Origin of the sequence: Rhizobium sp. R634 (assembly GCF_002211305.1) — a bacterium.
In the GTDB taxonomy this organism is placed as follows: Bacteria; Pseudomonadota; Alphaproteobacteria; order Rhizobiales; family Rhizobiaceae; genus Rhizobium.
The window spans coordinates 301,654-327,324 of the sequence record NZ_LOKW01000025.1 but is presented as its reverse complement, the minus strand read 5'-3'; the positions used below and the strand labels follow the sequence as shown (position 1 = coordinate 327,324).

General features: G+C 62.8%; 27 protein-coding genes. 9 read left to right on the top strand and 18 right to left on the bottom strand.

Translation table 11 applies throughout. From position 1 onward, the window contains the following. Positions 1-9 precede the first annotated feature (9 nt). From sucC to sdhC, 8 genes are all read right to left on the bottom strand, one after another. On the bottom strand, positions 10-1,203 hold the full coding sequence (sucC, locus tag ATY77_RS24555; RefSeq protein WP_088689201.1) for an ADP-forming succinate--CoA ligase subunit beta: 1,194 nt from the start codon (positions 1,201-1,203) through the stop codon (positions 10-12). A gap of 34 nt (positions 1,204-1,237) precedes the next feature. Continuing rightward, complete coding sequence (mdh, locus tag ATY77_RS24550) at positions 1,238-2,200, bottom strand: malate dehydrogenase (protein ID WP_004679265.1); 963 nt, start codon at positions 2,198-2,200, stop codon at positions 1,238-1,240. 174 nt (positions 2,201-2,374) lie between these two features. Then, positions 2,375-3,538 carry a cell division protein ZapE gene (gene zapE, locus ATY77_RS24545; RefSeq protein ID WP_088689200.1) on the bottom strand — a complete coding sequence of 388 codons (1,164 nt, stop codon included), beginning with the start codon at positions 3,536-3,538 and terminating at the stop codon, positions 2,375-2,377. 63 nt (positions 3,539-3,601) lie between these two features. Beyond that, entirely contained in the window at positions 3,602-4,117 is a 516-nt protein-coding gene (locus ATY77_RS24540; protein WP_088689325.1) for a protease inhibitor Inh/omp19 family protein, read from the bottom strand. A 309-nt stretch (positions 4,118-4,426) separates the two neighbouring features. Continuing rightward, the gene (locus ATY77_RS24535) at positions 4,427-5,206 is read right to left on the bottom strand and encodes a succinate dehydrogenase iron-sulfur subunit (protein ID WP_088677571.1); all 780 of its coding nucleotides are present in this window, start codon (positions 5,204-5,206) and stop codon (positions 4,427-4,429) included. A gap of 18 nt (positions 5,207-5,224) precedes the next feature. Further along, complete coding sequence (gene sdhA, locus ATY77_RS24530) at positions 5,225-7,066, bottom strand: succinate dehydrogenase flavoprotein subunit (protein WP_088689199.1); 1,842 nt, start codon at positions 7,064-7,066, stop codon at positions 5,225-5,227. A 7-nt stretch (positions 7,067-7,073) separates the two neighbouring features. Then, on the bottom strand, positions 7,074-7,454 hold the full coding sequence (gene sdhD, locus ATY77_RS24525) for a succinate dehydrogenase, hydrophobic membrane anchor protein (RefSeq protein WP_088689198.1): 381 nt from the start codon (positions 7,452-7,454) through the stop codon (positions 7,074-7,076). A 10-nt stretch (positions 7,455-7,464) separates the two neighbouring features. Beyond that, the gene (gene sdhC, locus ATY77_RS24520; protein WP_088689197.1) at positions 7,465-7,860 is read right to left on the bottom strand and encodes a succinate dehydrogenase, cytochrome b556 subunit; all 396 of its coding nucleotides are present in this window, start codon (positions 7,858-7,860) and stop codon (positions 7,465-7,467) included. 314 nt (positions 7,861-8,174) lie between these two features. Between sdhC and ATY77_RS24515 the strand changes: the two genes are divergently transcribed. Beyond that, the gene (locus ATY77_RS24515; RefSeq protein WP_088689196.1) at positions 8,175-8,666 is read left to right on the top strand and encodes a hypothetical protein; all 492 of its coding nucleotides are present in this window, start codon (positions 8,175-8,177) and stop codon (positions 8,664-8,666) included. A gap of 4 nt (positions 8,667-8,670) precedes the next feature. Here ATY77_RS24515 and ATY77_RS24510 read toward each other — a convergent pair whose 3' ends face one another. From ATY77_RS24510 to tsaD, 5 genes are read right to left on the bottom strand one after another with little or no spacing between them, the layout of a single operon-like run. Next, entirely contained in the window at positions 8,671-9,315 is a 645-nt protein-coding gene (locus ATY77_RS24510; RefSeq protein WP_088689195.1) for a methyltransferase, read from the bottom strand. Then, positions 9,312-9,743 carry an EVE domain-containing protein gene (locus ATY77_RS24505; protein WP_064683804.1) on the bottom strand — a complete coding sequence of 144 codons (432 nt, stop codon included), beginning with the start codon at positions 9,741-9,743 and terminating at the stop codon, positions 9,312-9,314. Before ATY77_RS24505 ends, ATY77_RS24510 begins: the two co-directional genes overlap by 4 nt. Positions 9,744-9,745: 2 nt before the next feature. Continuing rightward, on the bottom strand, positions 9,746-10,039 hold the full coding sequence (locus ATY77_RS24500; RefSeq protein ID WP_077992145.1) for a YciI-like protein: 294 nt from the start codon (positions 10,037-10,039) through the stop codon (positions 9,746-9,748). Positions 10,040-10,049: 10 nt separating this feature from the next. Continuing rightward, positions 10,050-11,033: an NAD(P)H-dependent glycerol-3-phosphate dehydrogenase gene (locus tag ATY77_RS24495; RefSeq protein WP_088689194.1), complete on the bottom strand. Its 984-nt coding sequence runs from the start codon at positions 11,031-11,033 to the stop codon at positions 10,050-10,052. Beyond that, the gene (tsaD, locus tag ATY77_RS24490; RefSeq protein ID WP_088689193.1) at positions 11,030-12,127 is read right to left on the bottom strand and encodes a tRNA (adenosine(37)-N6)-threonylcarbamoyltransferase complex transferase subunit TsaD; all 1,098 of its coding nucleotides are present in this window, start codon (positions 12,125-12,127) and stop codon (positions 11,030-11,032) included. Before tsaD ends, ATY77_RS24495 begins: the two co-directional genes overlap by 4 nt. Positions 12,128-12,199: 72 nt before the next feature. On the opposite strand from tsaD, the gene hemC reads away from it, so the two are divergent. From hemC to ATY77_RS24460, 6 genes are all read left to right on the top strand, one after another. Then, positions 12,200-13,129, top strand: a complete 930-nt coding sequence (hemC, locus tag ATY77_RS24485; protein ID WP_088689192.1) for a hydroxymethylbilane synthase — start codon at positions 12,200-12,202, stop codon at positions 13,127-13,129. A 7-nt stretch (positions 13,130-13,136) separates the two neighbouring features. Further along, positions 13,137-13,844 carry a uroporphyrinogen-III synthase gene (locus ATY77_RS24480; protein ID WP_088689191.1) on the top strand — a complete coding sequence of 236 codons (708 nt, stop codon included), beginning with the start codon at positions 13,137-13,139 and terminating at the stop codon, positions 13,842-13,844. A gap of 68 nt (positions 13,845-13,912) precedes the next feature. After that, positions 13,913-15,178 (top strand): COG4223 family protein, encoded by a 1,266-nt coding sequence (locus tag ATY77_RS24475; RefSeq protein WP_190237695.1) that lies wholly within the window; start codon positions 13,913-13,915, stop codon positions 15,176-15,178. Between the two features lie 4 nt (positions 15,179-15,182). Then, positions 15,183-16,793, top strand: coding sequence for a heme biosynthesis protein HemY (locus tag ATY77_RS24470; protein WP_088689189.1), 1,611 nt, complete (start codon positions 15,183-15,185; stop codon positions 16,791-16,793). Positions 16,794-16,810: 17 nt separating this feature from the next. Continuing rightward, entirely contained in the window at positions 16,811-17,296 is a 486-nt protein-coding gene (locus ATY77_RS24465; RefSeq protein WP_088689188.1) for a TerB family tellurite resistance protein, read from the top strand. Beyond that, positions 17,283-18,038 carry a glutamine amidotransferase gene (locus tag ATY77_RS24460; protein ID WP_190237694.1) on the top strand — a complete coding sequence of 252 codons (756 nt, stop codon included), beginning with the start codon at positions 17,283-17,285 and terminating at the stop codon, positions 18,036-18,038. The genes ATY77_RS24465 and ATY77_RS24460 overlap by 14 nt, the downstream gene beginning before the upstream one ends. A 27-nt stretch (positions 18,039-18,065) precedes the next feature. Here ATY77_RS24460 and ATY77_RS24455 read toward each other — a convergent pair whose 3' ends face one another. Next, a complete protein-coding gene (locus ATY77_RS24455) occupies positions 18,066-19,307 on the bottom strand; it encodes an MFS transporter (RefSeq protein ID WP_088689186.1) in 1,242 nt (413 codons plus the stop codon). Positions 19,308-19,446: 139 nt separating this feature from the next. Between ATY77_RS24455 and ATY77_RS24450 the strand changes: the two genes are divergently transcribed. Beyond that, positions 19,447-19,737 (top strand): YggT family protein, encoded by a 291-nt coding sequence (locus ATY77_RS24450; protein WP_088677558.1) that lies wholly within the window; start codon positions 19,447-19,449, stop codon positions 19,735-19,737. Beyond that, positions 19,734-20,051, top strand: a complete 318-nt coding sequence (locus ATY77_RS24445; protein WP_088689185.1) for a DUF167 domain-containing protein — start codon at positions 19,734-19,736, stop codon at positions 20,049-20,051. The genes ATY77_RS24450 and ATY77_RS24445 overlap by 4 nt, the downstream gene beginning before the upstream one ends. On the opposite strand, the gene ppa is transcribed toward ATY77_RS24445, so the two are convergent. The 4 genes from ppa to ATY77_RS24425 form a co-directional block, all read right to left on the bottom strand. Continuing rightward, on the bottom strand, positions 20,052-20,588 hold the full coding sequence (gene ppa / locus ATY77_RS24440; protein WP_088677556.1) for an inorganic diphosphatase: 537 nt from the start codon (positions 20,586-20,588) through the stop codon (positions 20,052-20,054). A 150-nt stretch (positions 20,589-20,738) separates the two neighbouring features. Next, positions 20,739-21,245 carry a GNAT family N-acetyltransferase gene (locus tag ATY77_RS24435; protein ID WP_088677555.1) on the bottom strand — a complete coding sequence of 169 codons (507 nt, stop codon included), beginning with the start codon at positions 21,243-21,245 and terminating at the stop codon, positions 20,739-20,741. A 200-nt stretch (positions 21,246-21,445) separates the two neighbouring features. Continuing rightward, positions 21,446-23,266: a translational GTPase TypA gene (typA, locus tag ATY77_RS24430; RefSeq protein ID WP_088689184.1), complete on the bottom strand. Its 1,821-nt coding sequence runs from the start codon at positions 23,264-23,266 to the stop codon at positions 21,446-21,448. Between the two features lie 157 nt (positions 23,267-23,423). Next, positions 23,424-25,511, bottom strand: coding sequence for a M3 family metallopeptidase (locus ATY77_RS24425; protein WP_088689324.1), 2,088 nt, complete (start codon positions 25,509-25,511; stop codon positions 23,424-23,426). Between the last annotated feature and the right edge of the window lie 160 nt (positions 25,512-25,671).

The following is a 25,671-nucleotide window of genomic DNA, read 5'->3' as shown; positions in this document are numbered from 1 at the left end:
CCTTCAAAATTAGCCGTTGATCGCCGCGACGATCTTCTTGGCCGCATCGTCCAAGTCGTCAGCCGCCGTGATCGCGAGACCCGACTCGTTCAGGATCTTCTTGCCGAGCTCGACATTGGTGCCTTCAAGGCGCACGACGAGCGGAACCTTGAGGCCGACTTCCTTGACCGCGGCAATGACGCCCTCGGCGATGACGTCGCACTTCATGATGCCGCCGAAGATGTTGACGAGAATGCCTTCGACCTTGGGATCTGCGGTGATGATCTTGAAGGCTGCAGCAACCTTCTCCTTGCCGGCGCCGCCGCCGACGTCGCAGAAGTTGGCCGGCTCCTTGCCGTAGAGCTTGATGATATCCATCGTCGCCATGGCAAGGCCTGCGCCGTTGACCATGCAGCCGATATTGCCGTCGAGCGCGACATAGGCGAGGTCCCACTTGGAAGCCTCGATTTCCTTGGCGTCTTCTTCGGTCTCGTCGCGCAGCGCCCGGACGTCGTCGTGACGGAAGAGCGCGTTGCCGTCGAAGGACATCTTCGCGTCGAGAACGCGCAGGTGGCCATTCTTCATGACGATCAGCGGATTGATTTCGAGAAGGGACATGTCCTTCTCGTTGAAGGCCTTGTAGAGCAGCGGGAAGAGCGACTTGGCGTCTTCTCCGGCAGCGCCTTCGAGCTTGAGGGCCGAGGAGATCTTGGCGACGTCGGCAGCCGTCACGCCGGTCTCAGGATCGATGGCGATCGTCTGGATCTTCTCGGGCGTGTCGTGGGCGACGGCCTCGATGTCCATGCCGCCTTCCGTGGAGACGACGAAGGCGACCTTGCCGACCGAGCGGTCAACCAGCAGCGAGCAATAGAGTTCGCGGTCGATGTCGGCGCCGTCCTCGATGTAGAGGCGGTTGACCTGCTTGCCGGCTTCGCCGGTCTGTGCGGTCACCAGCGTGTTGCCGAGCATTTCCTTGACGTTGGCGACGACGTCTTCGATCGACTTGGCGAGACGCACGCCGCCCTTGGCTTCGGGTGACAGTTCCTTGAACTTGCCCTTGCCGCGGCCGCCCGCATGGATCTGGCTCTTGACCACGTAAAGCGGGCCGGGAAGCGACTTGGCGGCAGCCTCGGCCTCTTCGGCCTTGAGAATAGCCACGCCTTCTGCGACCGGCGCGCCATAGCCCTTCAGCAGAGCCTTGGCCTGATATTCATGAATGTTCATGGGTCTATCCCTGTTTGGATTGCTTCAGCGCCGATTACTTGAGGGCAGGCGCGATATTGATGCAGGCCTCGCAGAGACCGGCAACGGCGGCCACCGACTTGTCGAAGGCCTCCTTCTCGGTCTTGTTGAGGTCGATCTCGATGACGCGCTCGACGCCGCCGGCGCCGATGACGGTGGGAACACCGACATACATGTCCTTGACGCCGTACTGGCCGGTGAGATGGGCAGCGCAAGGCAGGACGCGCTTCTTGTCCTTGAGGTAGGATTCGGCCATTTCGATCGCCGAGGCAGCCGGCGCATAATAGGCCGAGCCGGTCTTCAGCAGTCCGACGATTTCGGCGCCGCCGTCACGGGTGCGCTGGATGATCTCTTCGAGGCGCTCCTTGGTGACCCAGCCCATGGTGACGAGATCGGTGAGCGGAATGCCGCCGACCGTCGAGTAGCGGGCGAGCGGCACCATCGTGTCGCCGTGACCGCCGAGAACGAAAGCCGTCACGTCCTGAACGGAGACGTTGAATTCCTTGGCGAGGAAGAGGCGGAAGCGCGAGGAGTCGAGAACGCCGGCCATGCCGACGACCTTGTTGGCCGGAAGGCCGGAGAACTTCTGCAGTGCCCAGACCATGGCGTCGAGCGGGTTGGTGATGCAGATCACGAAGGCGTTCGGCGCATACTTCTTGATGCCGGCGCCGACCTGCTCCATGACCTTGAGGTTGATGCCGAGAAGATCGTCGCGGCTCATGCCGGGCTTGCGCGGAACGCCGGCGGTGACGATGCACACATCGGCGCCTTCGATTGCGGAATAGTCGCTGGCGCCGGTCAGATTGGCGTCGAAGCCTTCGACCGGAGAGGACTGTGCGATATCGAGGCCCTTGCCCTGGGGAATGCCGTCGGCAATGTCGAAGAGGACGATGTCGCCCAGCTCCTTCAGGCCGGCGAGATGCGCCAGCGTGCCACCAATCATGCCAGAACCAATGAGTGCGATCTTGTTACGCGCCATTTCGCTGTTTCCTTTGCGATCAAATTCGTCGAACGACGCTGAGGCACCGCTCAATGACGCAATCGCATAGACCCAAAGCCTAAAAATGGCAATCCATTAATTTTGATGCAGCGTTTTCAATCGTTTAGATACTAAAATTCTTACGTAAACGTAAGATATTTTGTCACCGGATTGTTACTCCGCAGCCCGTTTTTCATGGTGCAGCGCAAGATATTCTGCGCTCCGCATTTCGAACAGGCGCGATGTCGTGCGGTCGAATTCGAAGCCTTCCGTGCCCCGGCGGTTGACGAGCAGCTCCTCGGGCATTGCCGCCGCGGATATGTAAAGCCGCACCGCATGATCGTAGAACGTATCGACCAGAATGATGAAACGCTTGATCTGGTTCCGTTTCTCCGGCCCGAGCAACGGAACGTGATCGACAAAGACCGTATCGAAACGCTCGGCAATGGCGAGAAAATCGGCCGCGCCGAGCGGTTTGTCGCAGAGATCGGCGAAGGAGAAGCGGGCCATGCGGTCGGCGGCGAGCGGCACGTGGATGGAGCGCCCCTTCATCGGGATATCCAACGGCTGCGCCTTGCGCCCGTGCAGCGCCTGCGTCCAGGACGCCTCCATCGCCATGTCGTTATGTTCGTTGATCGGCACGAGATAGACGGGCTGGCTGTTCAGCTTTTCCATCCGGTAGTCGGTCGGCGAATCCAGCGTGACGATATCGACATGTTGCTTGAGCAAAGCGACGAAGGGCAGGAAGAGACCGCGATTGAGACCGTCCTTGTAGAGATTGTCGGGCTCGACGTTCGAGGTCGCGACCAGTACGCATCCCCGCGCAAAAAGCTCGGAGAACAGCCGCGACAGGATCATCGCATCGGCAATGTCGGTGACGGTGAACTCGTCGAAACAGAGCAGTTCCGCTTCTTCGTAAAGCGCTGCGGCGACCGGCGGCATCGGGTCGGCCTGCTTCGTCTCGCCGTTCTTGAGCTTCAGTCGGTGCGCCGCGATGCGGTTGTGCACGTCGGCCATGAATTCGTGGAAATGCGCTCGCCGCTTCTTCCTGCACGGCGCCATCGAGAAGAACATGTCCATCAGCATGGTCTTGCCGCGTCCGACGCTGCCGTGGATATAGAGACCCTTGATGCCGCCCGCGGCCTTCTTCTTGGAGGCGAACAGCCAGCCGAGCGCGCTCGATTTTGCCGCCGGCCGCTGCTGCTTCAGCCCGGCCAGCACCCGGTCCAGGCTTCTCGCCACGTCCATCTGGGCGGCATCTACCTGCAGCGCACCAGCAAGCGTCAGCGACTTGAGCTGTTCGCAGACGCTGAGGGCATAATCTGGCATTGGCTGCATGAGGGCATATCCGCCTGTCAGTCATCGGCGGCGATCCGCCGGATCGTCTACCGCGCCGGTTGATTACCGGCTGAGGCTGATCTGCTGGCCTGTGCTGGTCTGTCCCTCAAAGCGGTTGTCGGCCGTCTTGTAGACGCTGCCGATCTGGTTACCGGAACGGTCCTTGAGCAGAACCTGCTTGCCTGCAACCTCCCAGGAGCCCATCGCCGTCAGCTCGCCGACGCAGCCGCGCGTGCCGCCGCGCGAACCGCTGCCGAGATTGGTGAGCGTTAGGAACATGTCGCAGCTGCCGTTGACGCGCCAGCTCCCGACCATCGATTCCTTGGTGACGTCGAGCGCATTCGCGGCGACCGCGCCCGGCTGCGCACCCGGCATCGGCGAAGCGGACGCCGGCGCGGCCGGAAACTGCGAGCTGCCGCTCGGCGGCGGAAGCTGCCCGCCTTGCACCGAGGGAACCGGCTGCGCCGTCAATGGCGTCGGCACCGAGTTTGAGTTGGAGTTGTAATTATATGCCGTCCGATCACAACCGGCTAGCGCGAGAGCCAACACCAGACCTGTCATCGCATATCGCAACTGCATCATCATACTCCTGAATTCGGCTATCGCCGCAGAGAAACGGGCGTGAGACAAGTTCGATTACCGTAATTCGCTTTGGTTAATCAAGTCGCACAGCATAAATTGCCGATGACAACACCTAATCGAAAAACGATACAGTTCAACTGTCTCGCTGCAAAACTTCCTGCACATAGAATTTGTCAGCAAGGTGTTGTGCGGTTCATCTCTGCAAGGATCCTTGCCGAACTCCCGCAATGTCCCGGAAAGATCGTACCGCCACCGAGACGGCTTCGGGGTCGAAGCCGTCCATCGCACTATCGGCATGCGCGCTGGTCAAACCCGGCGTTCGACCATCATCTTCTTGATCTCGGCGATCGCCTTAGCCGGGTTGAGGCCCTTCGGGCAGGTCTGCGCACAGTTCATGATCGTGTGGCAGCGGTAGAGGCGGAACGGATCCTCGAGATTGTCCAGGCGCTCGCCGGTCGCCTCGTCTCGGCTGTCGATCAGCCAGCGATAGGCCTGCAGCAGAACGGCCGGGCCGAGGTAACGGTCGCCGTTCCACCAGTAGCTCGGACAGGAGGTCGAGCAGCAGGCGCAGAGGATGCATTCATAGAGGCCGTCGAGCTTCTGCCGGTCCTCATGGCTCTGCTTCCATTCCTTGGCCGGCGCCGGCGACACCGTCTTCAGCCAGGGCTCGATCGAACGATGCTGGGCGTAGAAGTTAGTGAGATCCGGAACCAGATCCTTGACGACCGGCAAGTGCGGCAGCGGGTAGATTTTCACCGCGCCCTTGATATCGTCGAGACCCTTGGTGCAGGCGAGCGTGTTCGTGCCGTCGATGTTCATCGCGCAGGAACCGCAGATGCCCTCGCGACAGGAGCGGCGCAAGGTCAGCGTCGGATCGATCTTGTTCTTGATGTAGAGCAGACCATCGAGCACCATCGGGCCGCAATCGTCGACATCGATGTAGAAAGTGTCGATCGACGGGTTCTGGCCGTCGTCCGGGCTCCAGCGGTAGACGCGGAACTCGCGGGTGTTCGTCGCACCCGCCGGCTTCGGCCACACCTTGCCTTCGCGCATCTGAGAGTTCTTGGGGAGAGCGAGTTCAACCATGATAGGTTCCTCTTGAAATCAGTATACGCGAGCTTTTGGCTCGATCTTGTGCGGATCGATGCCTTCCGCGATCAGCTCGGTGTGAACTGGCCGGTAATCGAGTTTCACGTCGCCCGCCTCGTTCACCCAGGCAAGCGTATGCTTGCGCCAGTTGACGTCGTCGCGGCCGGCGAATGCGCCCTCGGTATAGTCCTCGCGGGCATGCGAACCGCGGCTCTCCTTGCGGGCCTCGGCGCCGTAGATCGTCGTGATGGCGTTGGCCATCAGGTTCTGCAACTCGAGCGTTTCCACGAGGTCCGAGTTCCAGACCATCGAGCGGTCAGTGACCTTGATGTCGCGCATTTCCTGCCAGATCGCCGAGATGCGGCGGCAGCCGGATTCCAGCGATTCCTGCGTGCGGAACACCGCCGCGTCTTCCTGCATGGCGCGCTGCATCTTCTCGCGCAGGTCAGCCGTCGGCGTGCTGCCGCTGGCGTGGCGCAGGCCGTCGAAGCGATCCATGATCTTGTCGCAGGCCGCGACGTTGAGATGCGGGATCGGCGCCGCGCGGTCGATGACCTCGCCGGCGCGGATCGCGGCGGCGCGGCCGAAGACCACGAGGTCGATCAGCGAGTTGGAGCCGAGGCGGTTGGCGCCGTGCACCGAGGCGCAGCCTGCCTCGCCCACCGCCATCAGACCGGGGATGATCCGCTCCGGATTGGCGCCGTCGGCGTTCAGCACTTCGCCCCAGTAGTTCGTGGGAATGCCGCCCATATTGTAGTGAACGGTCGGCAGAACCGGGATCGGCTCGCGCGTGACGTCGACGCCGGCGAAGATCTTCGCGCTCTCCGAAATCCCCGGCAGGCGTTCATGCAGAACGGCCGGGTCGAGGTGGTCGAGATGCAGGAAGATGTGATCCTTGTTCTTGCCGACGCCGCGGCCTTCGCGGATCTCCAGCGTCATGCAGCGCGAAACGACGTCGCGCGAGGCAAGGTCCTTGGCCGAAGGCGCGTAGCGCTCCATGAAGCGCTCGCCCTCGGAGTTGACGAGGTAGCCGCCTTCGCCGCGCGCGCCCTCGGTGATCAGACAGCCCGAACCGTAGATGCCGGTCGGGTGGAACTGGACGAATTCCATGTCCTGCAGCGGCAGGCCGGCGCGCGCCACCATGCCGCCGCCGTCGCCGGTGCAGGTATGGGCCGAGGTCGCCGAGAAATAGGCGCGGCCGTAGCCGCCGGTCGCCAGCACCACCATCTTGGCGGCAAAGCGATGGATCGTGCCGTCATCGAGGCACCAGGCGACGACGCCGGTGCAACGGCTGCCGTCTTCAGACATGATCAGGTCGAGCGCGAAATACTCGATGAAAAATTCGGCGTTGTGGCGCAGCGACTGGCCGTAGAGCGTGTGCAGGATGGCGTGGCCGGTCCGGTCGGCGACGGCGCAGGTGCGCTGCACCGGTGGGCCTTCGCCGTAATTCTGCATATGGCCGCCGAACGGACGCTGGTAGATCTTGCCTTCCTCGTTGCGCGAGAACGGCACGCCGTAATGTTCGAGCTCATAGACCGCCTTCGGCGCTTCCATGGTCAGATACTGCATGGCGTCGACATCGCCGAGCCAGTCGGAACCCTTGACCGTGTCGTAAAGGTGCCACTGCCAGCTGTCCGGCGTCATGTTGCGCAGCGAGGCGGCGATGCCGCCCTGTGCGGCGACCGTGTGCGAGCGGGTCGGGAAAACCTTGGTGATGCAGGCGGTGCGGAAACCCTGTTCGGCCATGCCGAGTGTCGCGCGCAGCCCGGCGCCGCCGGCGCCGACGACGATCACGTCATAGGAGTGGTCGACATAGTTGTAGGCCTTGCCATTCTGGGCGGGTGAAGTCGGTGCCATAGCGAGCTTATCCTACGAATGCGATTTTCAGAATGGCGAAGAGACAGAGGCCGGCGATCACGATCGCAAAGAACGTGTTCAGCATCAGCAGCGCGATCTTCCCGAACTCCCCACGCACGTAATCCTCGATGATGACCTGCATGCCGAGCTTCATATGGATGACGCCCGAGATCACCATCAGACCCATGACCACGGCGACGAACGGGTTCGACAGCGCGCGGACCACATCCGCATAGGGCGCGCCGGCATAGGCGATCATGAAGATGACGAAGAACAGGATCAACGGAATGTTGGAGACGGCTGTCAGCCGCTGACGCCAGAAATGGCTCGTGCCTTCCTTGGCGGAGCCGAGCCCGCGAACCTTGCCGAGGGGGGTGCGCATATCCATGAGAGGACCTTCAGAAACGAATGAGGAAGCCGATCACCCAGACCAGTACGGTCAGACAGAGCGACCCGACGACATTGGCGATGGCGAGCTTGGTCGAGACTTCCTTCTCGAAACCATAGCCGAGGTCCCACATGAGATGGCGGAAACCGCCGAGCATGTGGTGCAGCAATGCCCAGGTGTAGCCGAGCAGCACGAGCTTGCCGAGAAGGCTGCCGAGCACCCAGTTGGCCCAATCATACGACGCTTGGCCGCTTGCCGCCGCGATCAGCCACCAGGCGATGAGCAGCGTGCCGACATAGAGCGCACCGCCGGTAATGCGGTGGACGATGGACATGACCATGGTGGGAATAAGCTTGTAGACTTGCAAATGCGGCGACAGGGGCCGGTTATTTGTCACGTTCGCCATCAGAACCTCGCGGCGGCTTCTCTGCGCTCCCGGATTTCGGAGCATGCTCAGTCAACCACACGAATGACAAAATTCTCTGTGTGCGTTGCATCAATTGCGACGTTTACTCACCGGAAAGCCCGACGACAAGCACAATCGCTGTCTGCTTTTAATTTAATCGATTCGGGTTACCGGGAAGTTTGCGGCCTACCGAAACTGGCCTTTCACGCTCAATATTTAAGCCGCTCCTCCCGGATGAATGGACAAGCCGCGGCTTTTGGCGCAATCTGGCGTTAACGATTTGTTAACGGTTGGATTTCCGGAGTCCGGCGCCCATGTTCCGCAGTCTGTCCGCAGTCACCCTGCTTGCGCTTGCCGCACTTGCCGCACTGCCGGCCACAGCAGGCGAGCGCCGTCATGATTATCGCTTTGCCGGCCATCGCCACGCGCTTCACAACGGATTGTTTCTCGGCGAACGGGCGAGCTGGCGCGATCGCGGCATCCGTTTCCGCCATGCTTACGGCCATCGGCCCGGCAGGAATAGGATGCCGACACTGACGCGTTTCTCGTCGGGGACGACGCATCGCACGGCGCGCAGTCTCGTCATTTTCGCGCCGCAAGCGCCGGGTTGGGATGGCGGTGGCACCTATTCCGGCTCGACCTATGTCTATCAGGTCGATGGCGGAACCTATGTCGGCGGCAATGGCTACGGCTTCTATCCGGCGGCGCGGCCGGAGCCGCTGATGCCGAAGGCGAAGGTCATCCACGTCGCCGTGCAGGACGACCCCTGCAGCTACGAGGCCAATGTCTGCGTCATCCGGCCGTGAAATCTCAGGTGAAACGCCAGACCGTCGTCTTCTTGATTTCGCTGTCCTCCAGCGCCCGCGTCACCGGCACCTGATAGACCGCGCGGAATTCCAGCCGCTCCCGCGGCAGGTAGCTTCGGCCTGGGTCACCGACCAGAACCAGTTTGCCCTGCTGCGCGAGCCGCGAGAACCAGGGGATGAGCGCATCTGCGAAAGTGCGGTCGTAAAAGACATCGCCGGCAAGCAGGATATCCGCATCGACGGTCTCTCCGATCAGATCTGCGCCCGTAAATTCGACTAAAACGCAATTGACCTCCGCGTTCAACCGGATCGCCGTCTCCGCCCAGGGATCGATATCGCTCGCCGTGACCTCCCGGGCGCCGGCCATGACAGCCGCAATGCCGACGAGACCGGAACCGCTGGCGAAATCCAGCACGCGCTTGCCCCGCACCGTTTCCGGATGATCGAGGATATAGCGCGCCAATCCCTGCCCGCCCGCCCAGGCGAAAGCCCAGAAGGGCGGCGGCAGACCGATCGCTTCCAGCTCCTCCTCCGTCTTCAGCCAGAGGTCATGCGCCTCGCTCGCGAGATGGAGTGAAATCTCCGGCACGTGCGGCGGCGCCATGACGCTGGTATTGGCACGGATGAAGGCTTCGGGATCGGTTTTCAACGCGGCGGATTGTCCAGCCCGCCCATGCGGCAGACTTCGGCCCATTCGTCATCGGTCACCGGCTGCACCGAAAGCCGCATGGAGGTGACGAGCGACATCTTGGCGAGTTTCTCGCTCGCCTTCACATCCTTCAGCGTCACCGGCTTCGGCATGTCCATGACGGCGCGGATATCGACGCAATCCCACTTCGGATCGCCCTTGGCAGTGGAATCGGGATGCGACAAGGCGCAGACCTCGACGATGCCGACGATCTCCAACCCATCATTGGAGTGGTAGAAGAAACCCTTGTCGCCGATCTGCATCGCCCGCATGTTGTTGCGCGCCAGATAGTTGCGAACGCCGGTCCATTCCGTACCCTTTTCGCCGGCAGCCTTCTGCTGCTCCCAGGACCAGGAGGCGGGTTCGGATTTATAGAGCCAGTGCGCCATGCTCACGCCTCCGGCTTGTTGAAGACCCAGTTGAAGGCCTTGACCTCCACGCTTTCGAACAGGCCGGCCTTGGCGTAAGGATCGGCATCGGCAAGCGCACGCGCAGCGTCCTTCGTTTCCGCTTCGACGACGATGAGGCTGCCGCAGGCTTTGCCCTCGTCATCGAGAAATGGGCCGGCGATTTTCAGCGTGCCCGCAGCGTTCAGGCCGTTCAGATATTCGAGATGCGTCGGCCGCGTCTCCATGCGGACGTTCAAATGTCCCGGCTTGTCCTTGCAGAGAAGGGCGAACAGCATGTCTATTCTCCTATTCGGTGGTGATTGGACGCGTCATTAACTGCTCGATGGCGTCCGATATGTCGAGCTTGCCGTCGATGATGGCGGAAACGGCATCGGTGATCGGCATGCTGATCGAAAGTTCCGCCGCAAGCCGCGAGGCGACGGAGGCGGCAAGCGCGCCTTCCACCAGTGCCCCTTGCAGGGGATCGACCTTTTCGCCGCGCCCGAGCGCGATGCCGAAGCGCAGGTTTCGCGATTGATGGCTCGTTCCCGTCAGCACCAGATCGCCGAGGCCGGAAAGCCCGCGCACGGTATCCGCCTTCCCGCCCTTGGCGACGACGAAGCGCGACATTTCCGCAAGTCCGCGCGCAATCAGCGCCGCACGCGCCGAATCGCCGATACCGCCGCCTTCGACGATGCCGCAGGCGATCGCCAGAACGTTCTTCAGGGCGCCGCCGAGCTGTACGCCGACCCGGTCGTCGGAGGCATAGAGCCGAAAGGTCCGGCCGGAGATCGCTTGCGCCAGCCGCTCCGCGGTCTCCATGTCACCAGCCGCGATCGCCATCGCCGTCGGCAGGCCTTTGGCGATATCGGCGGCGAAGCCCGGACCGGAAAGTACGGCGACCGGATGGTCCGGCAGCTCCCGCTCCAGCATGTCGGTCAAAAGATTGCCCGTTGCCCGCTCGATGCCCTTGGCGCAGCTGACGACGACGGCATCCTTGGAGAGGCAAGGGCCATATTGCCGCGCGGCGTCGGCCTGGGCTTGCGAGGGCATGGCAAAGAGCACGATGGAGGCCCCGGCGATCGCATCCGCCTCGGCCGAAAACTCCAGCGACTCGGGCAACGGGATGCCGGGCAGCACCGCGTCATGCAGGCGTTCGGCCTTCAGATCGGCGATGAGCGACGGATCGCGCCCGACGAGCGTCACCGCGCTCCGCCCGGTAAGAGCGATAACGGCGGCGAGCGCCGTGCCGAAAGCCCCTGATCCAACGACGGCGATCTTTTCGCTCATGCCTTGGCCCCTCTTTTTCCGAAACCGATCAGCGTCTCCGCCTTGGAATCGAGCGGCCAGCGCGAACGCGGCTGCACGTCGAGTGTGTCAGGCGCTGCGCCTGTCGCCATGCGCTCCAGTCCCGCCCAGGCGATCATCACGGCATTGTCGGTGCAGAGGCTGAGCGGCGGTGCAATGAAACGGAAACCGTTCTTGTCGCATAGCGCCTGCAGCGTGCCGCGCAGTTCGAGATTGGCGGCGACACCGCCGGCAACGACGAGCGCCGGCTTCTCGCCGGTTAAAGGAAATTCCGTCTTGAACCGCTGCAGGCCGCGGCCGATGCGGTCCTTCAACGTGCGCGAAATCGCCTTCTGGAACGAGGCGCAGATATCCGCGACGTCCTGATCGCTGAGCGGCGCGATCTCCTGTGCGGCCTGCCGCACCGCCGTCTTCAACCCGGAAAAGGAAAAATCGAGCCGTGCCTCACCGACGAGCGGGCGCGGAAAAGCGAAACGATCGGGGTTGCCGTCCCGCGCCATCCGCTCCACCGCCGGGCCGCCGGGATAGGGCAGGCCGAGCAGCTTTGCCGTCTTGTCGAAGGCTTCGCCGAGCGCATCGTCGATCGTCGTGCCCCAGCGCTCATACTGCCCGACGCCGCGCACGAGGATCAATTGCGTATGGCCGCCGGAAACGAGCAGCATCAGATAGGGAAAGGATAGCCCGTCGGTCAGCCGCGCCGTCAGCGCGTGCCCTTCGAGATGGTTGACCGCATAGAGCGGCTTGCCGGCAGCTCTCGCGATCGCCTTGCCGGTCATCAACCCCACAAGCAGCCCGCCGATCAGCCCCGGCCCCGATGTGGCGGCGATGGCGTCGACATCATCAAGCGACACATTGGCGCGCGCCAAGGCCTGCTCTATCAGTTCGTCCAGCGCCTCGACATGGGCGCGCGCGGCGATCTCCGGCACCACGCCGCCATAGGCGCTGTGCTCGTCGAGCTGGGAAAGCACCACGTCGGAGAGTATCCTGGAGCGCCCTTCCGCATCGCGCTCGACGACCGCCGCGGCGGTTTCGTCGCAGCTCGTTTCGATGCCAAGGATGCGCAGAAAGGGAACCATAAGGCCTGTTCGTTGATTGCGATGGGGCCGAAACCCGTTTACGAGAACTCCGGTAACAACGGAACAGAGCGGATGCAAACAAAACCTTTCCGGATTGGCACGCGAGGCAGCCCGCTGGCGCTTGCCCAGGCGCATGAGGCCCGCGACAGGCTGATGGCGGCGCATCACCTGCCTGAGGAGATGTTCGAGATCGTCGTACTCTCGACCAAGGGCGACCGCATCACCGACCGGTCGCTCGCCGAGATCGGCGGCAAGGGCCTCTTTACGGAAGAGCTCGAACAGAAGCTTGCCGCGGGCGAGCTGGATTTCGCCGTGCACTCCACCAAGGACATGCCGACGAAGCTGCCCGACGGCCTTCATCTCTCCGCCTACCTTCCGCGCGAGGATGTCCGTGACGCCGTCATCGGCCGCACCGCGCCCAAGCTGATCGACCTGCCGCATGGCGCAACCGTCGGCTCCTCGTCGCTGCGCCGCCAGGCGCTGATCCGCCGCATGCGGCCCGACATCAAGGTCATCACCTTCCGCGGCCTGGTCGAAACGCGCCTGCGCAAGCTGGAAGAGGGCGAAGTGGATGCGACCCTGCTGGCGCTTGCCGGCCTGAAACGGCTTGGGAAGGTCGAGGTGCTTACCGATATTCTCGACCCGGACACCTTCCCGCCGGCGCCGGCCCAGGGCGCGATCTGCATCGAAAGCCGCATCGGCGACACCAGGATCGACGATCTCCTGGCGCCGGTCAACGACGCGCCCACTTTCGACACCGTCTCCTGCGAACGCGCCTTTCTCGCCGCGCTCGACGGCTCCTGCCGCACGCCGATCGGCGGTTATGCCGTCTGCGAGGGCGACCTCATCCGCTTTTCCGGCCTCATCATCACGCCCGACGGCCGCAGCCAGCATGCGGTGACGATCGACGGCCACCGCCGCGATGCGGCCGCCCTCGGCACCCGCGCCGGGCAGGACGTGCGCGCCAGGGCCGGCAGCGCCTTCTTCGACGACTGGCACTGAAGCAGCCATGCGCGTGCTCGTCACCCGCCCCGCGCATTCGGCCGAGAAAACCGCTCAACGTCTGCGCGATATGGGCCACGAGCCGCTGCTGCTGCCGCTGCGCCAGCCGCTGCACGACAGTGCCGCCGCCGCGCGCGCGCTTGCAGCCGGCAGCGGCCCGATCGCCGTGACCAGCGCCGAAGCCCTCAGGGTCGTTTCCGATCTCGGCGAGACGCTTCGTCCTCATCTTGCCCGCCCGCTTTTTGCGGTCGGCGAGGCGACGGCGAAAGAGGCCGAAAGCCTTGGCTTCCGATCGGTCTCCTCATCCCTAGGCAACGGCCGCGATCTCGCGGACCTGATCGCGGCGCAGAAAGCGGACGGCTTGCTCTACCTTGCCGGACTGCCGCGAGCGGAAACTTTCGAACGGGGATTGCGCGATCTCGGCATCCGCTTTTCCGTCGCCGAATGTTATCGCATGCAGCCGGCCGCCCCCGGCCCCGCCGCGATCGAAGCGCTTTTCTCGGCCGGCCGGCCCGAAGCCATTCTGTTCTATTCCCGGCAGACGGCCGACGATTTTTTTCGTCTGCCCGATTTCCGGGCAGCCTTGCCGGAAGCCGGAGAAATCCGCCTTCTCTGCCTCAGCGAGGTGGTGGCGCAAGCCATTCCGGCGGATTTGAAAGACAAGGCGACGATTGCGCCGATGCCGGATGAGAAAAGTCTTTTGTCGCTGCTTTGAATGCTTTAGCCGCCCAAATTTGATCTAACCTCTTCCCTTAACTGGCATCACTGTCTAGTTTCGTTGCAATGCAGGATAAAGAGGACCTCATGGTATCGGGAAATCCGCCACGCCATTCCAAGAGCGCCGAAGAGCCGGTCACGATCGACCTCGAATCTCAGGATTTCGCCTCTGCTGACGATGCCGAAAAGCCGGTGGAGAAGGATGCCGGCGACGCGGACAGCACCACCGCAGATCTGGGTGCGCAGCCCGAAACGGACCCCGTGCCGCCTGCCGAACATGAAGGCGAGCCCGTGATGGACGCGCGGGAAGAAGAGCCGGCAGCACCGGAGCCTGCCTTCACGCCCCCTCCCGAACAGCCGGCTCCGCGGGGCGGCACCTCGGGCCTCATCGCCGCCGGCATCTTCGGCGGCCTCGTCGCTCTGCTCGGTGCAGGCGCCATTCAATATGCCGGTTACCTCCCGGGTTCCTCCTCGCAACAGACCTCCTCGGCGGAGACCGCCAATCTTTCCGGCGAGATCGACGGGCTGAAACAGGCCGTCGCCAATCTGGCCGCCAACCCGGCAAGCACGGATGACGCGGCGCTTGAACAGCGTATCGCCGCGCTGGAAACGGCGGCCAAGGCTCCCGCAGCCGGTGCACCGGCCGATTCGGCGAATGTCGATGCGCTCAGCCAGAAGATTGCGGAGTTGAGCGGTCAGGTCGATCAGCTGCGTTCGATGCTCGCCCAGTCCTCCGACCAGCAGACGAGCAGCGACGCCGATATTGCCAAGCGCCTCGCCGAGGCTGAAAAGAAGCTCAACGAGCCGCGCGAGGATGTCGCCGTCGCCCGGGCGATCGCGGCAGCCGCACTCAAGGCGGCGATCGATCGCGGCGGCCCCTTCCTTGCCGAACTCGATACTTTCGCCGGTGTGGCGCCCGACGATCCTGCCGTCGCCGACCTGCGCGCCTTTGCCGAGACCGGCATTCCCTCGCGCGCAGAGCTGATGCGTCAGGCTCCCGACGTTGCGACCACGATCGTCGAAGCCGTCAACCAGCCGGACCCGAACCAGAGCTGGTCGGACCGTCTGATGGCGAGCGCGAAATCGCTGGTGACCGTCCGACCCGTCGGCAATATCGAAGGCGAGAGCGTCGAAGCGATCGCCGCCCGCATGGAGGACAAGGTGAAGAACGGCGACCTGCCCGGCGCGTCTTCCGAATGGATCAATCTGCCCGCTCCCGCCAAGCAGGCCTCCGCCGCCTTCAAGCAGTCGCTGGAAGCGCGCATCCGCGTCGAGGAACTGGTCGGCGGGGCACTGTCGAAGGCCGTCACCGGCACCGGCAAGGAGGGGTGAGACCATGATCAGACTCGTCGTCTTCGCCGTCCTGGTGCTGCTTCTCGCCTATGGCTTCTCCTGGTTCGCCGATCGTCCCGGCGACATCTCGCTGATCTGGGAGGGTCAGATCTATCAGACGAAGCTGATCGTCGCCGTGAGCGCGATCATCGCTCTCATCGCCGCCGTGATGATCGTCTGGTGGTTCGTTCGCCTGATCTGGACCTCGCCGCATTCCGTGACCCGCTATTTCCGCGCCCGCAAGCGCGACCGCGGCTATCAGGCGCTGTCCACCGGCCTGATTGCCGCCGGCGCCGGCAACGCGCTGCTCGCACGCAAGATGGCCGCTCGCTCGCGCGGCCTCATCCGCGCCGATCAGGAACCGCTGATCAATCTGCTCGAGGCTCAGGCTGCGCTGATCGAAGGCCGCCATGATGAGGCGCGCGCCAAGTTCGAAGCCATGGCCAACGACCCCGAGACGCGCGAACTCGGACTGCGCGGTCTCTATCTGGAAGCCCGCCGCCTCGGCGCCAACGAGGCCGCCCGCCAATATGCCGAGAAGGCTGCCGACAATGCGCCTTACCTGCCCTGGGCCGCACAGGCGACGCTCGAATATCGCAGCCAGGCCGGCCGCTGGGACGATGCAATCCGCCTGCTCGAACAGCAGAAGGCGGCCCGCGTCGTCGAAAAGGCCGAAGCCAACCGCCTGCATGCCGTCCTCCTGACGGCGCGCGCAGACGAAAGGCTGGAAGGCAACCCGGCCGGCGCCCGTGACGACGCCCTGCAGGCGCTGAAGCTCGCCGCCGATTTCATCCCGGCCGCCCTCATCGCCGCCAAGGCTCTCTTCCGCGAAGGCGGCTTGCGCAAGGCCGCCTCGATCCTCGAGCAGGCATGGAAATCGGCGCCTCATCCCGAGATCGGCCGCACCTATGTCAAGGCGCGCAGCGGCGATTCCACCCTCGACCGGCTGAAGCGAGCCGAACGGCTGGAAGGAATGCGTCCCAACAATGTCGAATCCCTTCTCGTCGTCGCGCAGGCCGCTCTCGACGCGCAGGAATTCGCCAAGGCCCGCGCCAAGGCGGAAGCGGCCGCGCGCATAGAGCCACGCGAAGCTGCCTTCCTGCTGCTGGCCGACATCGAGGAAGCCGAAACCGGCGACCAGGGCCGCGTGCGCCACTGGCTCGCCCAGGCGCTGAAAGCCCCGCGCGATCCGGCCTGGGTGGCCGACGGCTTCGTCTCCGACAAGTGGCTGCCGGTATCGCCGGTGACCGGCCGCATCGACGCCTTCGAATGGAAAGCACCCTTCGGTCAGATCGAGGGTCCGCTCGAGGACGGTTCGGCGCCTGCTTCGATCGAAACCGCGCTGAAGACGCTGCCGCCTCTGCGCGACGTCAAGCCGGAAAGCCCGGTCAACGACCATCGCATCATCGAGCTCGAACGCGCGGCAACCATTGCCGAGGCGGTCCGGCCGGCGCCCAAGCCGGCGCCGACGAAACCGAAGCCCGAACCGGCGGCCGGCGATAAGGTGCCCGCGCCGAGCGAGGCCAAGCCCTTCTTCGGTGGATTGCCCGACGATCCGGGCGTTCGCGATCCCAGGACGGAACCGGAATCCAGGACACGGCTCCGCCTTTTCTGAAATGGAACGACAACCGCATGTTCGAACGCTTCCAGGCCTTCTTCCATAATCTGACCTCCGATCACGCCAGGAAGGGCTTTGCCCCCGACGATCCGCGCATCGCGGTGGCGGCGCTTTGCATGCAGGTCATGGAAGCCGACGGCCAGATCAAGACCAGCGAAAAGAAACGGCTGCGCAAGCTCCTGAAGGAGCAATACGCGCTCGACGGCAAACAGCTCGACGCCCTGATGGCCGCCGGCCTAGAGGCCGAAAGCACCGCGGTCGACTATTACCGCTTCACCTCCGATCTCAAGCGCCACCTCAACACCGAGCAGCGGCTGGAGCTGATCGGCGTCCTCTGGGACATCGTCTATGCCGATGGCGAACGCAGCGAGATGGAAGACCACGTGATCTGGCGGATCGCCGACCTGCTCGGCGTCTCCTCGCGCGAGCGCATCCAAAAGCGGCAGGAGGCCGCCGCCAGGGTGACCGATGTCCAGGTTTTGCAAGATGACAGCGACTGAGCAAGATCCGAACCGCGACTGGCGTCCCATCCTCATCGTCCTGCATCAGGAGCGGTCGAGCCCCGGCCGCGTCGGCCAGTTGCTCGTCGAAAAGGGCTACCGCCTCGATATTCGTCGCCCGGTTCTCGGCGAGCCGCTTCCGGCGACGCTTGCCGATCATGCCGGTGTCGTCGTCTTCGGCGGGCCGATGAGCGCCAACGATCCCGATGACTTCGTCAAGAAAGAGATCGACTGGATCAAAATTCCGCTGCGGGAAAAGCGCCCCTATCTCGGCATCTGCCTCGGCGCGCAGATGCTGGTCCATCAGCTCGGCGGCAAGGTGCAGCCGAATGCCGACGGCTCGACGGAGATCGGTTGGTATCCGCTGAGACCGACGGAGAGAGGCAGGTTGCTGATGCACTGGCCGAAGATGGTCTATCATTTCCACCGCGAAGGCTTCGAGCTGCCGCATGGCGCCGATCTCCTGGCCGAAGGCGATGCCTATCCGAACCAGGCCTTCCGCTATGACGGCAATGCCTGGGGCCTGCAGTTCCATGCCGAGCTCACCCGGGTGATGATGCATCGCTGGGTCGTGCATGGCGCGCACCGCTTCATCCTGCCGAACGCCCAGCAGGGCCGCGAACATCTTGAAGGCCGCATGCTGTTCGACGCGCCGCTGAGAGCCTGGCTGACCGAATTTCTCGATATCGTCTTCGAAGGCAAGACGGCGAAAGCAGCCTCCCCGATCACGCTTTCCGCATAGACCGCCGCGGCCCGGCAGGCCAGACCGTTATGCTGATCCGCTGGGCGCGTCGAGGGAATCGATCCGGCGTAGTTTCGGGAAACTCGAAGCCCAGATCGCCGCGACCGCGAGCGTTCCGATACCGCCGATGACGACTGCCGGCACCGCGCCGAAGATCGATGCCATCGTGCCTGCCCTGAATTCGCCGAGCTCGTTCGACGCGCCGACGAAGACCATGTTGACGGCATTGACCCGGCCGCGCAGATGATCCGGCGTCCACAGCGCGATCAGGCTCTCACGCACATAAACCGATATCATGTCGGCCGCCCCCATCAGGGCGAGGGCGGCGATGGAGACTTCGGTGCTGGTCGAGACACCGAAGATGATGGTACCGACACCGAACAGGGCAACGCCGATGAACATATAGAGGCCGGCGCGGTGCTTCAGCGGATAGGCGGCCAGGAAGACCGCCATGACGATGGCGCCGAGCCCGGGGGCGGCGCGCAGCAATCCGAGGCCCCAGGGCCCGAGCGTCAGGATATCGCGTGCGAAGATCGGCATCAGCGCGGTGGCGCCGCCGAGCAGCACGGCGAAAAGATCGAGTGAGATCGCCCCGAGCACGACTTTCTCGGCGCGGATGAAACTGAAACCGCCGAGGATCATCGCCCAACTCTTCGCCTCGCCTGTCGTTTTCTGTTCCGGCTTCGGGATCATATAGAGAAGGGCTGCGCCGAGGATGGAAAAGACCACCGCAACCGTATAGGCCGTCGAGGCGCTGATGCCATAAAGCAGACCGCCGAGCACCGGCCCGGTGATCGCCGCCAGCTGCCAGGAGGAAGAGTTCCAGGCGATCGCGTTGGAAAGGGCATGCTCCGGCACGAGATTGGGCGCGAGCGACTGCACCGCCGGCGACATGAAGGCGCGTTCGATGCCGAAGATCAGCAGCACCGCAAAGACCGGCCAGGGCGCGAAAGCCTCCGTCGCCGTCATGACGAGCAGCGCCAGCGTGCAGAGCGCGCTCACCAGCGAGCACAGCGCGGCGATGGCCCGGCGATTGTGCCGGTCGGCCACCGAGCCGGTGACCAGGATGAGCAGCAGCGACGGCAGGAACTGCACGAGGCCGATCAGGCCGAGATAGATCGCCTTGCCCGTCTGATCGTACATCTGCCAGCCGACGGCGACACTGACGATCTGCTGCGAGAAGGAAAGCAGAAAGCGCGCGAAGAAGAAGCGGGTGTAAGACGAATGCCGGAACGCGGCAAAACGGTCTCCGGTGGGCGAAAACGACATGAGCCTTGTCCGAGGAAGCGGGCGCCGGAATGGCTGCGAAGCCGCCCGTTAAACATGATCTGCCATGCGTTTCGACACGGCACTTGCCCGTTTAGTCGCCAATGTCTACATGTCTGTCAACAACCAATTGGAGACGACGATGTTTGCCTTGTTTCAAACCATTGATTTGGTTTTGAATATTTACACCTGGATACTGATTGCCAGTGCCGTTTTCTCCTGGCTCTATGCGTTCAACGTCATCAATTCCAGCAACCAGTTCGTCAATTCGGTGGGCATGTTCCTCTACAATGTCACCGAACCCGCGCTGAAGCCGATCCGTCGGCTGCTGCCGAATCTCGGCGGCATCGACATTTCTCCGATCATCCTGCTGGTGATCATCTTCTTCCTGCGCACCTTCCTTTGGACCACGCTTTACCCGCTGGTCTCTTGAGCCCTCCCTGGAGGCTGTTCGCTGATCATCTGCGCCTGGCCATTCGGCTGACGCCGAATGCCGGGCGAGACTCGCTCGACGGCATCGAGGCCGATGGTGAAGGCGGAACGCTTCTCAAGGCACGCGTCACCGCGGTGCCTGAGAAAGGCAGGGCCAACAAGGCTCTCATCCTTCTCGTCGCAGACTCCCTGCATATTCCCCAATCGTCCGTCAGCCTCGTCTCCGGCGAAACCGCACGTAAAAAAATCCTCCGGATCGATGGCGATCCGGAGGATTTGGCAAGAAAGCTCGAGGCCTCTTTTTCGGCTGAATGATCAGCCCTTCGTCGTCTTCGCACGCTCGATGGCTTCGAGGATGAGGGCGCCGGCTTCCTGGGCGCTGCCCCAGCCGTAGATCTTCACCCACTTGCCGGGCTCCAGATCCTTATAGTGCTCGAAGAAGTGCTCGATCTGCTTCAGCGTGATTTCCGGAAGGTCCGTGTATTCCTTGACCTTCTCGTAGCGCAGCGTCAGCTTCGGCGACGGTACGGCGATGATCTTCTCGTCCTTGCCGGAATTGTCTTCCATCTTCAGGACGCCGATCGGGCGCACGTTGATGACGCAGCCCGGGACCAGCGGACGGGTGCTGGCGATTAGAACGTCGATCGGGTCGCCGTCTTCCGAGAGCGTATGCGGCACGAAGCCGTAATTGCCCGGATAGGTCATCGGCGTATAGAGGAAGCGGTCGACGACGAGCGTGCCGGCTTCCTTATCCATTTCATACTTGATTGGATGACCGCCGACCGGAACCTCGACAATAACGTTGACGTCTTCAGGGGGATTCTTACCGATTGAAACGGCGTCGATGCGCATACGAAACTCCTGCGAGGTTGAATTGCTCGCAGCCAGATAATCAGTTTCATGCGGCAACGCAACATTTGACATCACCAATGCGTGATGGCATCGGCGCGCAGCCACATCAAAATTCTAGCGAGAGATGAGCGAACTGCCCGCCAGTCGGTTTCAGTTCCAGATAAAGCCGATTTTCTTCAACTGCTTGTGGTCGAAATTTTCCATGCCCTCGCAGAAATCCATGCCGCCGTGACTGCGATAGAACCGGCTGGCATTCTCGTTGTCCTCAAGGCACCAGACGACCAAACCATTGCATCCGAGCGACTTCAAGAGCCGGCGCGCCTCGCCGAACAGCATCCTGCCGAGGCCGATGCCCTGATATTCGGGGCGCAGATAAAGCTCGTAGATTTCGCCTTCCTGCGGCAAGGCGCGGGCGCGGTTGAGACCGAGCGTCGCATAACCGGCGACCGTGCCTGCGACATCGAGAACCAGCAATGTCGCAGGTCCGCGCGTCGCCTTGCGCCACCAGTTTTCGCCGCGCCGCTCGATCATCTGCGTCAGGGCGCGATGCGGAATGATCCCCGCATAGGTGTGCTGCCAGGCGAGCCTGTGGGTCTCCGAAATGGCTCGGGCATCATGCGGCTCGGCCCGCCGGACATCGATCGACAACGTCTTCATAACGTTTACTCTGGTCCTGCCGGGGGCAATTAACCATATGCGATGACGCATTCGGCTCGATTGCCCACAGACTTAACATGTGGACGATGGTCAAATTTTAACGCTTTTTTAACGATTGTCACAAGTCGGAATCAGCGCAGCGCACAATAAAAAAAACCCCGGCTCGAAGGCCGGGGTTCTCAAAGAGTATCTCCGAATTCTCAGAGGGCCGCTTTGGATTTTTCGAAACGCTTGCGGTCGTTTGCGTCGAGATACATCTTGCGCAGACGAATATTCTTCGGCGTCACTTCCATCAGCTCGTCGTCCTGGATCCAGGAGAGAGCGCGGTCAAGCGTCATGCGGATCGGCGGCGTCAGCTTCACCGCTTCATCCTTGCCGGCGGCGCGGATGTTGGTGAGCTGCTTGCCCTTCAGGACGTTCACTTCAAGGTCGTTGTCACGCGAATGGATGCCGATGATCATGCCGGCATAGACCTTTTCGCCCGGCTCGATGATCATCGGGCCGCGATCCTCCAGGTTGAACATCGCATAGGCGACGGCTTCGCCGGAAGCGTTGGCGAGCAGCACGCCGTTGACGCGGCCGCCGATCGCACCCTTGTAGGGCTGGTAGTCGTGGAACAGGCGGTTCATGATCGCCGTGCCGCGCGTATCCGTCAGCAGTTCCGACTGGTAGCCGATCAGGCCACGGGTCGGGGCGTAGAAGCGCAGGCGAAGGCGATTGCCGCCCGACGGGCGCAGCTCGACCATTTCGGCCTTGCGCTCCGACATCTTCTGCACGACGACACCGGAATGTTCTTCGTCGACGTCGACGACGACTTCCTCGATCGGCTCCAGAAGCTGGCCGCTTTCATCCTTGTGCATCACGACGCGCGGACGCGATACGGCAAGCTCGAAGCCTTCGCGACGCATGGTTTCGATGAGAACGGCGAGCTGAAGTTCGCCGCGGCCGGAGACGTAGAACGAATCCTTGCCTTCGGCTTCTTCGATCTTCAGGGCGACATTGCCTTCGGCTTCCTTGAAGAGACGGTCACGGATGACGCGGCTCGTCACCTTGTCGCCTTCGGTGCCCGCCAGCGGGCTGTCGTTGACGATAAAGGACATGGTGACGGTCGGCGGATCGATCGGCTGCGCCTTCATGGCTTCCGAGACGGCCGGATCGCAGAAAGTATCGGCGACAGTACCCTTGGAGAGGCCGGCGATCGCGACGATGTCGCCCGCATGCGCCTCGTCGATCGCCGTGCGCTCGATGCCGCGGAAGGCGAGGATCTTGGAGATTCGGCCGGTTTCGATCAACTTGCCGTCCTGGCCGAGAACCTTGACGGCCTGGTTCGGCTTGATCGAGCCCGAGGCGATACGGCCGGTGATGATACGGCCGAGGAAGGGGTTGGCTTCGAGGATCGTGCCGATCATGCGGAACGGGCCTTCCTCGACGGTCGGCTCCGGAACGTGCTTGAGCACCAGGTCGAGAAGCGGCGCAAGACCCTCATCCTTCGGACCTTCCGGATTGACGTTCATCCAGCCGTCGCGGCCCGAACCGTAGAGGATCGGGAAGTCGAGCTGCTCGTCGGTCGCGTCGAGATTGGCGAAGAGATCGAAGACTTCGTTGATGACTTCTTCGTGGCGGCCGTCCGGACGGTCGATCTTGTTGATCGCGACGATCGGGCGAAGGCCGACCTTCAGCGCCTTGCCGACGACGAACTTCGTCTGCGGCATTGGGCCTTCCGAGGCATCGACGAGAACGATCGCACCGTCCACCATCGAGAGGATGCGCTCGACTTCACCGCCGAAGTCGGCGTGGCCGGGGGTGTCGACGATATTGATGCGGACACCCTTCCACTCGACCGAAGTCGCCTTGGCGAGAATGGTGATGCCGCGTTCTTTTTCGAGATCGTTCGAGTCCATCACGCGTTCGGCAACGCGCTGATTTTCGCGGAACGAGCCGGACTGCTTGAGAAGCTCATCCACCAGGGTCGTCTTGCCATGGTCAACGTGCGCGATGATCGCGATATTGCGGAGTGCCATATGTGAAATCTCTGAGGCTGCGGCGCACGCTCTTGAGGACGCGCCTATTGGTTTGGGGCGTCCATACATTTTTTTTTGCGTTTGCGAAAGAGGGGAACGCGCAAAAGCTGCGGCAAGGCCGTCGCCATGCCGCATCGAAGCGTGTCATCAAATTGTCTTAGGCGTCGCTGCCTGTCAATTCCTCGAAGGTCGAAAGTCCCTTTTTGACCAGCATCGCATCCGGGCTCGGCAGCTTGCCGCGGAAGGCCTTGTAGGCGTCCTCCGGATCGACCGAGCCGCCGACGGAATAGATATTCTCCTTGAGTTTGCGCGCCATCTCGCCATTGAAGGCGTCCCCCGTCTCCTCGAAGGCGGCGAAGGCATCGGCATCAAGCACCTCAGACCACATGTAGGAATAGTAGCCGGCCGAATAGCCGCCGGAAAAGATGTGCTGGAAGTGCGGCGTGGCATGGCGCATGACGATCGATTTCGGCATGCCGATCTCGGCCAGCACCTCGGCCTGCACCGCCATCGGGTCTTCGACGGCCTCGCGCGTGTGAAACGCCATATCGACCAATGCCGACGAGGTGAACTCGACGGTGTTGAAGCCGGCATTGAAGGTGCGCGCCGCCAGCACCTTGTCGAGCAGGGCCTCGGGCATCGGCTCGCCGGTTTCGAAGTGCACGGCATATTCCTTGAGGATGGCGGGAACCGTCAGCCAGTGCTCGTAGAGCTGCGAGGGCAATTCGACGAAATCGCGCGAGACGCCGGTGCCGGAAACCGAGGGGTAGGTGACATCAGAAAGCATGCCGTGCAGCGCATGGCCGAATTCGTGGAACAGCGTGCGCGCATCGTCGAGCGACAGCAGCGCCGGCTTGCCTTCGGCGGGCTTGGCGAAATTGCAGACATTGTAGATGATCGGCAATTCGCCGCGGCGGCCGTTCTTGAGCTCCAGCCGGTGCTGCGATTGCAGCGAGCTCATCCAGGCGCCGGACCGTTTCGAACTGCGGGCGAAATAGTCGCCGAGGAAGAGGGCGACCAGCCTGTCGTCGCGGTCCCTGATTTCGAAGACCCTGACATCGGGATGATAGGCCGGCACGCCTTTCTTCTCGACCGCGCGAATGCCGAACAGCCGGCCCGCCACATCGAAGCAGGCGTCGATGATCTTCTCGAGCTGCAGATAGGGCTTCAGTTCCGCCTCGGAGAAATCGAACTTCCGCGCCCGGATCTTTTCGGCGTAGTGGCGCCAGTCCCAGGGCATCACCTCATGGTTCCGCCCCTCTTCGGCGATCAGCGCCGCGATGTCGATCTCTTCTTCGCCGGCGCGCTTCACCGCCCGCGCCCATACGGCCTTGAGCAGGTCGTTCACCGCATCGGCCGTCTTGGCCATCGTATTGTCGAGCTTCAGCTCGGCGAAATTCCCGTAGCCGAGCAGCTTCGCCACCTGGTGGCGCAGGGCGAGCGTTTCCTTGATGACGCCGCGGTTGTCCGTCTCCCCGCCGTTTGCGCCGCGCGCCACCCATGCCTTGAAGGCCTGTTCGCGCAGGTCCCGGCGCTCAGAGAAAGTCAGGAACGGCTCGATGATCGAGCGCGACAGCGTTACGGCATATTTGCCTTCTTCGCCCCGTTCACGCGCCGCCGCCGCCATCGCATCGCGCAGGAATTCCGGAAGGCCGTCGAGCTCGGCGCCTTCGGAGAGCACGAGCGCCCACGCCTTCTCGTCGGCCAGCACGTTCTGGCCGAATTGCGTGCCGAGACCGGCGAGCTTCTCGTTGATCGCGGCGAGCTGCTCCTGCTCAGCCTTCTCAAGCTTGGCGCCCGATTTGACGAAGCCTTTCCAATGGCGTTCCAGCACGCGCGTCTGTTCGAGCGTCAGTCCAAGGTTCTCGCGGTTCTCCCAGAGCGTATCGATACGGGCAAACAGCGCTGCGTTCATTCCGATCTTCGAATAATGGCGCGACATTTTCGGCGAGATCTCCCGCTCCAGCGCCTGGATCACGTCGTTGGTGTGGGCTCCCGCCCTGTTCCAGAATAGCGACGAGACGCGCGAAAGCGCATCGCCGGCGATCTCGAGCGCGACGATCGTATTCTCGAATGTCGGCGCATCGCTGTTTCCGGCGATCTCGTCGATCTCCCTTTCATGCTCGGCGAGCGCGGCCTCGAAGGCGGCGGCAAAATCGCCGTCGTTCAAGGCATCGAAACGCGGCAGGCCGTGGAGGCCGTCCCAGTTGACCAGCGCCGGATTGAAATCATGTGGAGAAGGCATCGGAAAATCCTTTTTGGCATGCGAATGGATCGTCAATATAGGAGAACGGCCGCGGAATTGGTATGTCGCAGGCAGGGCCTTTTGCCTCGCCCGCCAAATCCGGTGGACATCCGTAAAATCTGGTGGACAAATTTTGACGCGTGAAAATTAACCATTTGTT

Excerpts from the sequence above, each read along its gene's own strand:
- ATY77_RS24480 (WP_088689191.1), top strand. The coding sequence starts at position 13,137 with ATGCGCGTGCTCGTCACCCGCCCCGCGCATTCGGCCGAGAAAACCGCT.
- ATY77_RS24500 (WP_077992145.1), bottom strand. The coding sequence starts at position 10,039 with ATGCTGTTCGCCCTTCTCTGCAAGGACAAGCCGGGACATTTGAACGTC.
- hemC (WP_088689192.1), top strand. The coding sequence starts at position 12,200 with ATGCAAACAAAACCTTTCCGGATTGGCACGCGAGGCAGCCCGCTGGCG.
- ATY77_RS24495 (WP_088689194.1), bottom strand. The coding sequence starts at position 11,033 with ATGAGCGAAAAGATCGCCGTCGTTGGATCAGGGGCTTTCGGCACGGCG.
- ATY77_RS24455 (WP_088689186.1), bottom strand. The coding sequence starts at position 19,307 with ATGTCGTTTTCGCCCACCGGAGACCGTTTTGCCGCGTTCCGGCATTCG.
- ATY77_RS24465 (WP_088689188.1), top strand. The coding sequence starts at position 16,811 with ATGTTCGAACGCTTCCAGGCCTTCTTCCATAATCTGACCTCCGATCAC.
- ATY77_RS24515 (WP_088689196.1), top strand. The coding sequence starts at position 8,175 with ATGTTCCGCAGTCTGTCCGCAGTCACCCTGCTTGCGCTTGCCGCACTT.
- mdh (WP_004679265.1), bottom strand. The coding sequence starts at position 2,200 with ATGGCGCGTAACAAGATCGCACTCATTGGTTCTGGCATGATTGGTGGC.
- typA (WP_088689184.1), bottom strand. The coding sequence starts at position 23,266 with ATGGCACTCCGCAATATCGCGATCATCGCGCACGTTGACCATGGCAAG.
- sucC (WP_088689201.1), bottom strand. The coding sequence starts at position 1,203 with ATGAACATTCATGAATATCAGGCCAAGGCTCTGCTGAAGGGCTATGGC.
- ppa (WP_088677556.1), bottom strand. The coding sequence starts at position 20,588 with ATGCGCATCGACGCCGTTTCAATCGGTAAGAATCCCCCTGAAGACGTC.
- tsaD (WP_088689193.1), bottom strand. The coding sequence starts at position 12,127 with ATGGTTCCCTTTCTGCGCATCCTTGGCATCGAAACGAGCTGCGACGAA.
- ATY77_RS24535 (WP_088677571.1), bottom strand. The coding sequence starts at position 5,206 with ATGGTTGAACTCGCTCTCCCCAAGAACTCTCAGATGCGCGAAGGCAAG.
- sdhD (WP_088689198.1), bottom strand. The coding sequence starts at position 7,454 with ATGGATATGCGCACCCCCCTCGGCAAGGTTCGCGGGCTCGGCTCCGCC.
- sdhC (WP_088689197.1), bottom strand. The coding sequence starts at position 7,860 with ATGGCGAACGTGACAAATAACCGGCCCCTGTCGCCGCATTTGCAAGTC.
- ATY77_RS24470 (WP_088689189.1), top strand. The coding sequence starts at position 15,183 with ATGATCAGACTCGTCGTCTTCGCCGTCCTGGTGCTGCTTCTCGCCTAT.
- ATY77_RS24505 (WP_064683804.1), bottom strand. The coding sequence starts at position 9,743 with ATGGCGCACTGGCTCTATAAATCCGAACCCGCCTCCTGGTCCTGGGAG.
- sdhA (WP_088689199.1), bottom strand. The coding sequence starts at position 7,066 with ATGGCACCGACTTCACCCGCCCAGAATGGCAAGGCCTACAACTATGTC.
- ATY77_RS24450 (WP_088677558.1), top strand. The coding sequence starts at position 19,447 with ATGTTTGCCTTGTTTCAAACCATTGATTTGGTTTTGAATATTTACACC.
- ATY77_RS24425 (WP_088689324.1), bottom strand. The coding sequence starts at position 25,511 with ATGCCTTCTCCACATGATTTCAATCCGGCGCTGGTCAACTGGGACGGC.
- zapE (WP_088689200.1), bottom strand. The coding sequence starts at position 3,538 with ATGCAGCCAATGCCAGATTATGCCCTCAGCGTCTGCGAACAGCTCAAG.
- ATY77_RS24540 (WP_088689325.1), bottom strand. The coding sequence starts at position 4,117 with ATGCAGTTGCGATATGCGATGACAGGTCTGGTGTTGGCTCTCGCGCTA.
- ATY77_RS24460 (WP_190237694.1), top strand. The coding sequence starts at position 17,283 with ATGACAGCGACTGAGCAAGATCCGAACCGCGACTGGCGTCCCATCCTC.
- ATY77_RS24475 (WP_190237695.1), top strand. The coding sequence starts at position 13,913 with ATGCAGGATAAAGAGGACCTCATGGTATCGGGAAATCCGCCACGCCAT.
- ATY77_RS24435 (WP_088677555.1), bottom strand. The coding sequence starts at position 21,245 with ATGAAGACGTTGTCGATCGATGTCCGGCGGGCCGAGCCGCATGATGCC.